The organism is Stenotrophomonas indicatrix, from assembly GCF_002750975.1.
GTDB lineage: Bacteria > Pseudomonadota > Gammaproteobacteria > Xanthomonadales > Xanthomonadaceae > Stenotrophomonas > Stenotrophomonas indicatrix.
Genome location: NZ_PEJS01000001.1, coordinates 3,131,684 through 3,144,868 on the forward strand (window position 1 = coordinate 3,131,684; position 13,185 = coordinate 3,144,868).

Here is a 13,185-nt window from a genome sequence, read left to right on the forward strand (position 1 = left end):
CACTGTTCCTGCGACGCAATTCTAACGTTAACGAATACTTGACGCGCCCCGGGATGCGCGACGGCCGACGTTCCTCTCTCCCACGTCCTGTCCGCGCGCCTCCCGGGCCCCTTCCCCGTCACCGCCTGTCGCAGCTAAATGGTTGCTGCTGCAACATTTTTTCTGATGACCGGCATTTGACAGGCACTGAATATCCCGTTAATTCCTGTATTGCGCACCGCAACAACCGTCGTCCGCCTCACCCCCGTGATGTCGATTCCGGTGCCATCCCGCCAACCGGAGCCCCCTCCCGATGACCCGCAAGACCAGCCTGATCGCCGCCGCCGTCGCTGTCGCACTCGGTGGTTCTCCGTTCGTTGCCGCCGCCCAGCAGGCCGGCACCGCCGCCAACACCCTGGATACGGTGATCGTCACCGGCACCCGCGTGGCCGACCGCACGGTCGCCGAATCGCAGTCGCCGATCGACATCATCACCCCCGAGATCCTGCAGTCCACCGGTACCGGTGAGCTGGCCACCGCGCTGTCGCGCGCGCTGCCGTCGCTGAACTTCCCGCGCCCCGCGCTGACCGACGGCACCAGCGGTGTGCGCCCGGCACAGCTGCGCGGCCTGTCCCCGGACCAGGTGCTGGTACTGGTCAACGGCAAGCGCCGCCACACCTCGGCGATGATCAACGTCAACGGCAGCATCGGCCGCGGTTCGTCGGCGGTGGACATCAACGCGATTCCGATCGCCGCCATCGAGCGCGTCGAGGTGCTGCGCGACGGCGCCTCGGCGCAGTACGGTTCGGATGCCATCGCCGGCGTCATCAACATCGTGCTGAAGGGCAGCGGCAGTGGCGGCAGCCTGGCCGTCGACTACGGCCAGTACTCGGCTGGCGACGGCAACAAGTACCAGCTGTCCGGCGATACCGGCGTGGAATTCGGCAACGGCCGTGGCCGCGTGCACGTGGCCGGCCAGATCAGCCAGCAGGACGAGAGCGACCGCGCCGGCCCCTATCGCGGCACCACGCCGAATACCGTCAACTACCCGTCCGTGGGCCAGACCACCTTCATCGTCGGCGACCCGCGCGTGGACGCCACTGCGGCGTCGGCCAATGCCAGCTTTGATTTCAGCGACCACGTGACCGGCTATGCGAGCGCGCTGCTCAGCAACCGCGACATCACCTCGTTCGCGTTCTACCGTTCGCGCAACCACAACGGACAGACCGCGCTGCTGGCGCAGACCTACCCCGACGGCTTCGTGCCGGAGATCAACCAGTACTCCAAGGACCGCTCGCTGGTGGCCGGGGTCAAAGGCAACACCGACAACGGCTGGACCTGGGACCTGAGCCTGAACCACGGCGAGAACACCCTGGATTTCCACACCCGCAACAGCATCAACTACAGCCTGGGCGCGACCAGCCCGCGTTCGTTCTACGACGGCACGCTGAAGTACCAGCAGGACATCTTCAACGCCGACCTGACCAAGTCGCTGGACTGGGGCCTGGCCTATCCGGTCACGCTGTCCTTCGGCGGTGAGTACCGTCGCGAGAAGTGGGACCAGAGCCCGGGCGAGCTGAATTCCTACACCGGCACCGGTGCGCAGGGCTTCGGCGGCTTCACCCCGACCAACGAAGTGCATACCGACCGCCACAACTACGCAGTCTACGCGGGCCTGGAAGCGGACCTGAGCGAGAAGTTCTCCGCCGGTGTCACTGGTCGTTACGAGGATTACTCGGACTTCGGCGACCGCTTCTCCGGCAAGCTGTCGGCGCGCTATGCCTTCACCGACAAGGTGGCGCTGCGTGCTACCGCCTCCAGCGGTTTCCGCGCACCGTCGCTGGCCCAGCAGGGCTACCAGGCGGTGACCAGCCAGTTCCTCAACGGCGTGTTCGTTGAACGCGGCACCTTCCCGACCACCAGCCCGGCCGCACAGGCACTGGGCGCGTCGCCGCTGAAAGCCGAAACCTCCACCTCCTACAGCTTGGGCCTGGTGCTGCAGCCGGTGGATCGCCTGTACATCACCGTCGACGCGTACCAGATCGACATTGACGACCGCATCGCGTTGTCGTCCAGCATCAGCACCAATGCCGCCAGCAGCGCGCTGCTGACCACGCTCGGCCTGCCGCAGGTGACTGCGTTCTCGTACTTCACCAACGGCCTGGACACCCGCACCCGCGGCGTCGACTTCGTGTCCAGCTACACCGTGCCGTTCAGCGCCAGCAGCCTGGAACTGACCGCGGCCTACAGCTACAACGACACCGAAGTGCAGCGCGTGGGTGGCACGCCGGCGGTGTTCGGCACACTGGGCCTGACCCAGTCGCTGATCGGCCGCGATGAAATCGGCCGCATCGAGGACAGTTATCCGCGTGACAAGACGATCCTGAGTGGCACCTGGCGTTCGGATCACTGGGAACTGGGCCTGGCGGCGACCCGCTACGGCGAGTTCACGGTGCGCAACTCGGCCACCGCCGCGCGCGACCAGACCTACGGCGACAAGTGGGTGCTGGATGCCTCGGCCAGCTACAAGCCGAGTGCGAACTGGACGCTGACGGTGGGCGCCGACAACCTGCTGGACGAGTACCCGGATCGCACCGAGGACCTGCAGAACTCGACCTTCGGCATGCTGCCGTACAGCAACTACTCGCCGTTCGGCTTCAATGGCGCGTATGTGTACGGGCGGATCAAGTACAACTGGTAAGCGGTAACGGGCGCGCCGGGCCCTGCCCGGCGGGTTCATCCGGGGTCAGATCCCTTTTCCTCCAGGAAAAGGGATCTGACCCTATTTGCTCCAAAGGTTTGCCGCATTTGGCTCATTAGGTGAAAATCGGGGCATCCCCCTGATTTCTGCGAGAGCCGATGCACCATGACACCGACCTGATCAACATCGTTGCCGTTGGTCTCGGGCTCGCCTTCATCTTCGGCGCGCTGGCCAACAAGCTCCGCTTGTCTCCTCTGGTCGGTTACCTGGTTGCTGGCATCTGCGTCGGGCCGTTCACGCCGGGCTTCGTTGCCGACCAGGCCCTGGCCAACCAGCTGGCCGAGCTGGGCGTGATGCTGCTGATGTTCGGCGTCGGCCTGCACTTCTCGCTGAAGGACCTGATGGCGGTCAAGGCCATCGCCATTCCCGGTGCGATCGGCCAGATCCTGGTCGCTACCCTGCTCGGCTGGGGCCTGGCGGCATTGATGGGCTGGCCGGTCATCCACGGCGTGGTGTTCGGTTTCGCGCTGGCCACGGCCAGTACCGTAGTGCTGCTGCGCGCGATGGAAGAGCGCCGCCTGCTGGAAACCCAGCGCGGCAAGATCGCGGTCGGTTGGCTGATCGTCGAGGACCTGGCCTGCGTGCTGGCACTGGTGATGATGCCGGTGATGGCCGGTGTGTTCGGGCCCGACGCGGCCAATGAACACCACACCCTCGGCAGCGTGCTGGCCAGCATCGGCTGGACGTTCGTGCAGCTGGGCCTGTTCGTGGCGGTGATGCTGGTGGTCGGCCGCCGGGTCATTCCGTGGATCCTGGAGCGCATTGCCGGTACCGGCTCGCGCGAACTGTTCACCCTGTCGGTGCTGGCGATCGCGCTGGGCGTGGCGTTCGGCTCGGCGATGCTGTTCGGTGTGTCCTTCGCGCTGGGCGCGTTCTTCGCCGGCATGCTGCTCAATGAATCGGAACTCAGCCACAAGGCGGCCAGCGATTCCCTGCCGCTGCGCGACGCGTTCGCGGTGCTGTTCTTCGTCTCGGTGGGCATGCTGTTCAATCCCGGCATCCTGATCGAGCACCCGTGGCAGGTGCTGGCCACCGCCGGCATCATCATGTTCGGCAAATCGGCGGCGGCGTTCTTCATCGTGCGCGCGTTCGGCCACCCCACCGGCACCGCGTTGACGATCTCGGCCAGCCTGGCGCAGATCGGCGAGTTCGCCTTCATCATCGCCGGCCTCGGCGTGACCCTGAAGATCCTGCCACCGACCGGCCAAGCGCTGGTGCTGGCCGGCGCGCTGATCTCGATCATGCTCAACCCGCTGGTGTTCGGCCTGCTCGACCGCTGGCTGCTGAAGCACCAGGAAACCACGCCCACCGCGGTGGAGACCGAGCTGCCACCGGGGCCGTCGCTGGACCTGCACGACCATGCCATCGTCATCGGCTATGGCCGCGTCGGCAGCGCGCTGGCGCAGGTGCTGCGCGACCGTGGCGTGCCGGTGATGATCATCGACGACAACAAGGAACACGTGGCCGAGGCGCATGCCGCCGGCCTGCCCGGCATCCGCGGCAGCGCCGCCTCGGACAAGGTGCTGGCCGAAGCCCATCCCGAGCGCGCGAAGATCGCGGTGCTGGCGATCCCGCAGCCGCTGGAAGCCGGGGAGACCTTGGCCAAGCTGCGTGCGATCAACCCCAACCTGACCCTGCTGGCGCGCGCGCACAGCGATGCCGAAGTGAAGCATCTGCTTGAACACGGTGCCGACGGCACGGTGATGGCCGAGCGCGAGCTGGCCTACTCGCTGGCGGAAATGGTGATGGCTACCCCGCCGTACCGCAGTCTTGGGCAGCACAGCATCCCGGTGGTGTGAGGGTGCGGCCGGGCTGCGCCCGGCACCCGCTGTGGTGCCGGCCGCTGGCCGGCAACCTCAACAGCCACAGCCGAAGCAGAAGCGGGGTTCCTGTGGGATGGCGGGGTGGGTCCGGTTGCGGGGGACGCCGTGAATCCATCCCTGGAGGCTTGGCCGCGGCATCCATGCCGCGGACACCCCCGCAACCAGACCCACCCCGCCTTCGACAGATTTCAGCGAGCTGCGGGTACGGCGTTCGGTGCCGCTGTTGGTAGGTGTCGACCTTGGTCGACACAGTAGATCCACGCCATGCGTGGATGGATCTCCATCGGAATCGAATATTTCGACAGTGCATCAAAATGCGTCCACGCACGGCGTGGATCTACCTGGGTTGGCTGCCCCCAAAAAAATCCCCGGCCGACCCGCATCGGCCGGGGATGATATCGCCACGCCCTTGGAGAGCGTCTCTACCGTAACGCTTTCCTGCAGTGGTGGTGATCGCCTCTGGCGATGACGACCAAGCCAGCAGGCATCAGCCGTCCGCCAACGCCTGTTCCAGGTCCGCGCGCAGATCGCCGATGTGCTCGATGCCGATCGACAGCCGCACGGTGTCCTCGCTGACCCCGGCCCTGGCCAGTTCGGCCGCATCCAGCTGGCGATGGGTGGTCGAGGCCGGGTGGGTGGCCAGTGACTTGGCATCGCCCAGGTTCACCAGCCGGGTGAACAGTTTCAGGGCATCGAGGAAGCGGGCGCCGGCAACGCGCCCGCCCGGCAGTCCGAAGGTCAGCACACCGGAGCCATGGCCGCCCAGATAACGCTGCGCCGCCGCGTGTTCGGGGTCGTCGGCCAGCCCGGCATAACGCACCCACGCCACCTTCGGATGCGCGCGCAGGTACTGCGCCACAGCCAGCGCATTGGCGTTGATCCGCTCCATGCGCAGCGCCAGGGTCTCGATGCCCTGCAGGATCAGGAAGGCGTTGAACGGTGACAACGCTGCGCCGGTATTGCGCAACGGCACTACCCGCGCACGGCCGATGTAGGCCGCCGCGCCGAGCGTTTCGGTATAGACCACGCCGTGATAGCTCGGATCGGGCTGGTTCAAGCGGGCGAAGCGTTGCGGCTGTGCCGTCCAGTCGAAGCGGCCGGAATCGACGATCGCCCCGCCCAGGCTGGTGCCGTGGCCACCGAGGTACTTGGTGAGCGAGTGCACCACGATGTCGGCGCCATGTTCGAACGGGCGCAGCAGGAATGGCGTGGCCACCGTGTTGTCGACGATCAACGGCACGCCGGCCGCATGCGCGACCTCGGCGATGGCGGCGATGTCGGTGACGTTGCCGCGCGGGTTGCCGATCGATTCGACGAACACCGCCTTGGTGCGTTCATCGATCAGCGCGGCGAACGCGGACGGATCTGCCGGATCTGCGAAACGCGCCTGGATGCCGTACTGCGGCAGCGTGTGCGCCAGCAGGTTGAGGCTGCCGCCATACAGCGCACTGGCAGCGACGATGTTGTCGCCGGCCTCGGCAATGGTCTGGATCGCGTAGGTGATCGCGGCCTGCCCGGAAGCCAGTGCCAACGCGCCGATGCCCCCTTCCAGCGCCGCAACGCGCTGCTCCAGCACATCGGTGGTGGGGTTCATGATGCGCGTATAGATGTTGCCCGGCACCTTCAGGTCGAACAGATCCGCCCCGTGCTGGGTGTCATCGAATGCGTAGGCCACGGTCTGGTAGATCGGCACCGCCACCGCGCGGGTGGTCGGCTCGGGGCGGTAGCCGCCGTGCACGGCCAGGGTTTCCAGTTGCCACTGTGGATCGCTCATTGCGCCAGGCTCCATCCGGGGAAACGCCCACCATAGGCCAGCCATCGACCGCCATTGAGAGCCCCTGGCGATGACGCCAGTACCGGCGGTTATCAGGTTGCCCGGGATTCAGGCAGTCGTCATGGGCCATTGCTAGGCTTCGCCGCCGGGCCCTTTGCCCCGGACAAGGACGCCCTACCCATGCAGCCCTCCCCGTGGACTCCCGCCGCCGGCAACCCGACCCAGGTGCTGCTGGTCGAGGACGACCGCCGCCTGGCCGAGCTGGTCAGCGACTACCTGAGCGAACATGGATTTGCCGTGCAGCACGTGCCGCGTGGCGACCTGGCCAGCGCGGCCTGCCGCCAGCACGCGCCGGAACTGGTGGTGCTGGACCTGATGCTGCCTGGCCTCGGTGGCATCGATGTGTGCCGGCAGATCCGCAGTTTTTCCGACGTGCCGATCCTGATGCTGACGGCGTGCGAGGACGATATCGAACAGGTGCTGGGCCTGGAGTCCGGCGCCGATGACTATGTGCACAAGCCGATCGAGCCGCGCCTGCTGCTGGCGCGCCTGCGTGCGCTGCTGCGCCGTCGCCATGGCAGCGGCCCTGTCGGCGTGCCGTGCAGACTGATGCATGGCGAACTGCTGATCGATCGCGTGCAGCGCGAGGTCCACCTGCATGGGCAGCCCGTAGAGCTGGGCACCACCGAATTCGAGATCCTCTGGCTGCTGGCCAGCCAGCCTGGGCAGATCCTGTCGCGCGACCAGATCCTGCAGGCGGCGCGCGGCATCGGTTTCGATGGCCTGGACCGCAGCGTGGATGTCTGCATCGGCAAGCTGCGCCGCAAGCTGGGCGATGACGCGCGCGAACCGCGCCGGATCAAGACCGTGTGGGGCCGCGGTTACCAGTTCAATCCCTCGGCCTGGTCGGCGTGAAGCGCCTGTTCCTGTGGTTGTGGTTCGTCACGGGCGGCTGCCTGCTGGTGTCGGTGTTCAGCCTCAACCACCTGCTGGACCGCATCTACACGCCCCTGCAGGAACGAGTCTTCGTCGAACAGGTGCGCGGACAGGTGTATGCGCTGCGCAGCGGACTGGCCGGCCTGGACCGCCAGCAGCAACAGCAGCGCCTGCTGCAGTGGCAGCCGCATTACGGCATTGCGCTGTCACTGCTGGATGCACCGCCCGTGCTCGATGACGAAGAGCGCAGTGCCCTGCGCGGGGACGGCTTCATCGTCCGTGAGCGCTACCAGCAGGTGCTGCTGCCTATCGAGGGGACTGACGGACCCTGGCTGCAGCTGCGCCTTCCCGGCGAGGTGCAGATGACCCTGTACATGACCGCCGCCGCCTACCTGTGCATCCTGCTGCTGGTCGGCGCCTGCCTGTATGCCTGGGTACGCCTGCTGTGGCGCGACCTGGAAGCGCTGCGGGGTCATGCCGATCGCATCGGTGCCGGCGACCTGCAGGCGCGTGCGCAGGTATCGCCACGTTCGCAGATCCGGGTCATCGTCGAGCATTCCAACCGCATGGCCGCGCGCGTGGCCGAACTGGTGCAACGGCAGCGCGATCTTACCCATGCCATTTCCCACGAGCTGCGCACGCCGATCGCACGCCTGGCCTTCGGCCTGGATCTGATGCAGGACAGCAACGACCCGGCGCGGCGGGCACACCTCGCTGCCGGCCTGCATGGTGATCTGGCCGAGCTCAACCGGTTGGTCAGCGAACTGCTGGCCTATGAGCGGCTGGAGCATCCCAACGACGCCGAGCCCATGCAGCGGATCGAGGCGAACGACTGGCTGCAGGCCTGCATGGAAGATGCACGGCGCGATGCCGAGCGCGCGGGCCTGGTGCTGCAGGTCTGGCCCAGCGCGCTGCCACGCGTGGATGCCGAGCCACGCCTGCTGCAGCTGGCCCTGAGCAACCTGGTCGGCAACGCGATGCGCTATGCACGCACCCGTGTGGAGGTGTCACTGGTCAGCGTGGCCGGCAAGGCCTGCCTGCGCGTGGATGACGATGGCCCCGGCATTGCCGAAGGCGATCGCGAGAAGGTGTTGCGCCCGTTCACCCGCCTGGATGACAGCCGCAGCCGCGACACCGGCGGCTTTGGTCTTGGCCTGGCCATCGCCGGGCGCATCGCGGTTCGTCACCACGGCGAGCTGCGCGTGGGACGCGCGACCCTGGGCGGTGCACGCCTGGAAATGCACTGGCCACTGGCTGCCAGCTGAACGCCACGGGCCGCGCTTACAGTTGCTTACAACTCCCGCACAACTGCGGACGGATTGGTCGGTGGCATCCCGCCACGCTGTCGACCCAGCAGCACGCGCCGGATGCGCGCACTGCATTTCCTCCCACTGTAGAGAGTTGCCATGTCCCACCGTCGCCGTTTCCCCACCCTGCTCGGCCTGGCCCTGCTGCCCTTGTTCGCAACGTCCACAGCGCATACCAAGGAGGATCAATGGACCTTCGAGCTGGCCGCCGGTGGCGGCGTTGCCCCGCGCTATAGCGGCAGCGAGGAATTCCAGGCCGCACCGACGCTGTCGTTCGACGTGACTTCGCCGGGCGGCTGGTTTCTGGGTACCAGCGGTGCGGGTTGGGGCACGGCGATCGGCGAACACACCCGCGTGCGTGCCTACGTCGGCGGCAGCGGCAGCCGACGCGAGAAGAACTCGATCCTCGGCGGCTCGGACTTCCTGCGTGGCATGGGCGATATCGATACCCGGCCCCTGGTCGGCCTGGCGGCTGGCTATACGCTGGGTGAGGCGGTGTTGAGTGGTTCCTGGCAGTACACGCTGAAAGACGATGACAAGGGCGACAACGGCCTTGCCACCCAGCAGATCCACCTGAACCTGGAGATGCCGCTGTTCGATCTGGCCGGTGGCGTGGTCAGCGGCAGCGTCTCCACCGACTACGGCAACCGCGGCTATATGCAGACCTGGTACGGCGTCAGCCCCGACCAGGCCGCACGTACCGGTTTCGCCCAGCACAAGCCCAAGGCCGGCCTGGTCAGCGCCGGGCTGGGCATGAAATGGAGCCATCGCGCTGGTCGCAATGGCAACTGGTACATCGCCGTGGAAGGCACCCGCCTGCTCGGCGACGCCGCCGACAGCCCTATCGTGCAGAAGGCCAACCAGTTCGGGTTGATGACCGGGTATACGCACCGGTTCTGAGCATGGCCGGCGAGCGCCGGACACCGACGTTCGCGCTGGCAAAGAGACGGGGCGCTGCGATCATGCAGCGCCCCGTGGCACGCATCAGGCCTTGGCGAACACCAGATGGCCGCCGTCGTTGCCCACTTCGATGGTATCGCCGTTGACGAACGCACCGGACAGGATCTTCTGCGCCAGCGGGTTTTCCAGCTGTGCCTGGATCGCACGCTTCAGCGGACGCGCACCGTAGACCGGATCGAAGCCGACGTTGCCGAGCAGATCGAACGCTGCATCGGACACCACCAGCTTCAGGCCACGCTCGGCCAGGCGCTTTTCCAGGCCACGCATCTGGATGCGCGCGATCTGCTTGATCTGCTGCTTGTCCAGCGGATGGAACACGACGATGTCATCCAAGCGGTTGATGAACTCCGGACGGAAGTGCGCCTGCACCACGCCCATCACCGCCGCCTTCATCTGCGTGTAGGCCTCCGGCGTGTCATCGCCGCTCATGTCCTGGATCTGGTGCGAACCCAGGTTGGAGGTCATCACGATGACGGTATTGCGGAAGTCCACCGTGCGGCCCTGGCCATCGGTCAGGCGACCGTCGTCCAGTACCTGCAGCAGGATGTTGAACACATCCGGATGCGCCTTTTCCACCTCGTCCAGCAGGATCAGCGAATACGGGCGACGGCGCACAGCCTCGGTGAGGTAACCGCCTTCCTCATAGCCCACGTAGCCGGGGGGCGCACCGATCAGGCGTGCGACGCTGTGCTTCTCCATGAACTCGCTCATGTCGATGCGGATCATCGCGTCGGCGCTGTCGAACAGGAACTCGGCCAGCGACTTGCACAGTTCGGTCTTGCCCACGCCGGTCGGGCCCAGGAACAGGAACGATCCCCCCGGTCGATTCGGATCGGACAAGCCAGCGCGCGAACGACGCACCGCGTCGGACACCACCTTGATCGCCTCTTCCTGGCCGACCACGCGGTTGTGCAGCACCTCTTCCATGCGCAGCAGCTTGTCACGCTCGCCTTCGAGCATCTTGTTGACCGGGATGCCGGTCCAGCGCGAGACGACCTCGGCGATCTCCTCGTCGGTGACACGGTCCTGCACCAGCTTGAAGTCGTGGTTCTCCACTTCCTGGGCGGCAGCCAGCTGCTTTTCCAGCTGCGGCAGCACGCCATACTGGATCTCGCTCATGCGCGCGAAATCCTGCCGGCGCTGCGCCGACTCCAGTTCAACCTTGGCCTGCTCGACCTGTTCCTTGATCTTCGTCGTGCCCTGCAGCGCGGCCTTCTCCGACTTCCAGACTTCGTTGAGATCTGAGAACTCGCGCTCCAGCGCATCGATATCGTTTTCCAGATCGGCCAGGCGCTGCCGCGAAGCGTCGTCCTTTTCCTTCTTCAGCATCTCGCGCTGGATCTTCAGCTGGATCAGGCGACGTTCCAGCCGGTCCAGTTCCTCCGGCTTGGAATCGATCTCCATGCGCAGCCGTGAAGCGGCCTCGTCCATCAGGTCGATGGCCTTGTCCGGCAGCTGGCGGTCGGTGATGTAGCGGTTGGACAGGGTGGCCGCAGCGACGATGGCCGGGTCGGTGATCTCCACCCCGTGGTGCACCGCGTACTTTTCCTTCAGGCCGCGCAGGATCGCGATGGTGTCCTCCACCGTCGGCTCGCCCACGAAGACTTTCTGGAAGCGGCGCTCCAGCGCGGCATCCTTCTCGATGTACTTGCGGTACTCGTCCAGCGTGGTCGCACCGACGCAGTGCAGTTCACCGCGCGCGAGTGCCGGCTTGAGCATGTTGCCGGCATCCATCGCACCGTCGGCCTTGCCCGCGCCAACCATGGTGTGCAGCTCGTCGATGAACAGGATGATCTGCCCTTCGCTCTTGGCCAGGTCGTTGAGCACGCCCTTCAGGCGTTCTTCGAATTCACCGCGGAACTTCGCGCCGGCGATCAGCGCGCCCATGTCCAGCGACAGCACGCGCTTGCCGCGCAGGCCTTCAGGCACTTCGTCATTGATGATGCGCTGGGCCAGGCCTTCGACGATCGCGGTCTTGCCCACGCCGGGTTCGCCGATCAGCACCGGGTTGTTCTTGGTACGGCGCTGCAGCACCTGGATGGTGCGGCGGATTTCTTCATCGCGACCGATCACCGGGTCGAGCTTGCCGCTCTCGGCGCGTGCGGTCAGGTCGATGGTGTACTTCTCCAGCGCCTGCCGCTGCTCTTCGGCGTTCTCCGACTGCACGTTCTCGCCACCACGCAGCTTGTCGATGGCGGTCTGCAGGCGCGCCTTGTCGGCACCGGCAGCGCGCATCGCCATGCCCAGCGTGCCGCCGTCTTCCAGCGCGGCCAGCACGAACCACTCGCTGGCGATGAAGGCATCACCGTTCTGCTGGGCCAGCTTGTCGGTGTGGTTGAGCAGGCGGTTGAGGTCGTTGCCGATCGACAGGTTGCCGGCCTGGCCGGACACCTTCGGCAGCGCTTCAAGCGCCTCGTCCAGGCGTTCGCGCAGCACCGGCACGTTGACGCCGGCCTGGGCCAGCAGCGGCCGGGTGCTGCCCCCCTGCTGGTCCAGCAGGGCACTGAACACGTGCACCGGTTCGATGATGCTGTTGTCGCGGCCTACCGCCAGCGACTGCGCGTCTGCCAGCGCCTGCTGGAAACGCGAGGTGAGCTTGTCCATCCGCATTGCGAAACCTCATCGGTCATCTTGGCCGGCCCGCGCCGGCGATGCTGGAAAGATGCGGTTGCCCCACCCCGTTTCAAGGGTGGCTGCGACTGCATTCGAAGGCCAGTCAGCCTGTGGCCAGCATGCCGGAAGCGGTGTTGTCGGCGCGTTGATCCGGATCAGATCCGCACGCTGGAGGCCTCAATGGGTGATCGCGGCCCGGATCGCCCGCAGCTGCTGCTTGACCGCCCGCGCCTGCGCCACGTCCATGCGCAGCAAGGCCTTCTGCCCGATCGAGCGCGACTGCAGGGTGGCATCGGCGAAGCGGTAGCGGCCGCGCTCATCGCGCTGCAGCAGTGGCGCCTGGGCCAGCTCCGGGGTGTCCAGCAGGTGGTCGATCACCGTTACCAGGCGATCATTGAAATACCCGTCAGGACGGCCCAGATCGACATACGCCTGCTGGATCAACGGATAGAAGCGCTTGTACGCGTGGGTCGCCGCCGCCGGGTCGAGCGCAGTGAAGGCCTGCACATAGGGCGCATAGCGCGCTGCATTGGCCGCGGCGATGCGTTCGCCGCCCTCGCCCGGCTCCACCTGCAGGCTGCCCGGTAGCGGCCGGAAGGCCAGCGCGGTAGGCGGCACACTGGCCTTGTCCAGGTTGTCGACCTGGGTGACCAGGCGCTGGATCAGGTGATCGCGCAACAGCGCAGTCAACGCGCCCTCGCCCTTGAACAGTCCGCTCAATGTGCTCCAGGCGGCGGCATCGCTGTCGGCCAGGTTCGGCAACGCAGGATCGGCGGCGGCCTCGGAATCCAGCGGATGCTTGATCGGAGAGGGTGCGGGTTCCTGCGTAGCAGCGGGCTTCGGTGCGGCGACGGCCGAGGTCGGCGCGGATTGCTCCGGCACCGCTACGCCATCTGCCAGGTGCTGCAACTGGTCGCGGAACAACCACGTGCCCGCGCCGCCCACCACCACCACGCCCAGAACCCAGGGCCAGACCGCTTTTCCACTCTGCATGATGCAGAACCTCGCTTTTCACCTGCATGGACAAGGTGT

The 13,185-nt window shown here is 66.4% G+C and carries 8 protein-coding genes; 5 read left to right on the plus strand and 3 right to left on the minus strand.

Annotation, left to right across the window (positions count from 1 at the left end; all coding sequences use genetic code 11):
- Positions 1-292: 292 nt before the first annotated feature.
- Positions 293-2,680: a TonB-dependent receptor plug domain-containing protein gene (locus CR918_RS14480; RefSeq protein ID WP_032975147.1), complete on the plus strand. Its 2,388-nt coding sequence runs from the start codon at positions 293-295 to the stop codon at positions 2,678-2,680.
- Positions 2,681-2,838: 158 nt separating this feature from the next.
- Positions 2,839-4,539, plus strand: coding sequence for a YbaL family putative K(+) efflux transporter (gene ybaL, locus CR918_RS14485; protein WP_025874691.1), 1,701 nt, complete (start codon positions 2,839-2,841; stop codon positions 4,537-4,539).
- 511 nt (positions 4,540-5,050) lie between these two features.
- Here ybaL and CR918_RS14490 read toward each other — a convergent pair.
- Positions 5,051-6,337: an O-acetylhomoserine aminocarboxypropyltransferase/cysteine synthase family protein gene (locus CR918_RS14490; RefSeq protein ID WP_099843434.1), complete on the minus strand. Its 1,287-nt coding sequence runs from the start codon at positions 6,335-6,337 to the stop codon at positions 5,051-5,053.
- Positions 6,338-6,517: 180 nt separating this feature from the next.
- Here CR918_RS14490 and CR918_RS14495 point away from each other — a divergent pair, with 180 nt between their 5' ends.
- The 3 genes from CR918_RS14495 (at position 6,518) to CR918_RS14505 (ending at position 9,480) form a co-directional block, all read left to right on the plus strand.
- Positions 6,518-7,252, plus strand: coding sequence for a winged helix-turn-helix domain-containing protein (locus CR918_RS14495; protein ID WP_099785172.1), 735 nt, complete (start codon positions 6,518-6,520; stop codon positions 7,250-7,252).
- Positions 7,249-8,538, plus strand: coding sequence for an ATP-binding protein (locus CR918_RS14500; RefSeq protein ID WP_099785174.1), 1,290 nt, complete (start codon positions 7,249-7,251; stop codon positions 8,536-8,538). The genes CR918_RS14495 and CR918_RS14500 overlap by 4 nt, the downstream gene beginning before the upstream one ends.
- A 141-nt stretch (positions 8,539-8,679) precedes the next feature.
- A complete protein-coding gene (locus CR918_RS14505) occupies positions 8,680-9,480 on the plus strand; it encodes a MipA/OmpV family protein (RefSeq protein ID WP_099843436.1) in 801 nt (266 codons plus the stop codon).
- 84 nt (positions 9,481-9,564) lie between these two features.
- On the opposite strand, the gene clpB is transcribed toward CR918_RS14505, so the two are convergent.
- Entirely contained in the window at positions 9,565-12,150 is a 2,586-nt protein-coding gene (gene clpB / locus CR918_RS14510; protein WP_032975152.1) for an ATP-dependent chaperone ClpB, read from the minus strand.
- Between the two features lie 180 nt (positions 12,151-12,330).
- On the minus strand, positions 12,331-13,146 hold the full coding sequence (locus CR918_RS14515; protein WP_099843438.1) for a DUF3014 domain-containing protein: 816 nt from the start codon (positions 13,144-13,146) through the stop codon (positions 12,331-12,333).
- Between the last annotated feature and the right edge of the window lie 39 nt (positions 13,147-13,185).

Coding starts and splice junctions, on each gene's coding strand:
- CR918_RS14480 (WP_032975147.1), top strand. CDS start 293: ATGACCCGCAAGACCAGCCTGATCGCCGCCGCCGTCGCTGTCGCACTC.
- ybaL (WP_025874691.1), top strand. CDS start 2,839: ATGCACCATGACACCGACCTGATCAACATCGTTGCCGTTGGTCTCGGG.
- CR918_RS14490 (WP_099843434.1), bottom strand. CDS start 6,337: ATGAGCGATCCACAGTGGCAACTGGAAACCCTGGCCGTGCACGGCGGC.
- CR918_RS14495 (WP_099785172.1), top strand. CDS start 6,518: ATGCAGCCCTCCCCGTGGACTCCCGCCGCCGGCAACCCGACCCAGGTG.
- CR918_RS14505 (WP_099843436.1), top strand. CDS start 8,680: ATGTCCCACCGTCGCCGTTTCCCCACCCTGCTCGGCCTGGCCCTGCTG.
- clpB (WP_032975152.1), bottom strand. CDS start 12,150: ATGCGGATGGACAAGCTCACCTCGCGTTTCCAGCAGGCGCTGGCAGAC.
- CR918_RS14515 (WP_099843438.1), bottom strand. CDS start 13,146: ATGCAGAGTGGAAAAGCGGTCTGGCCCTGGGTTCTGGGCGTGGTGGTG.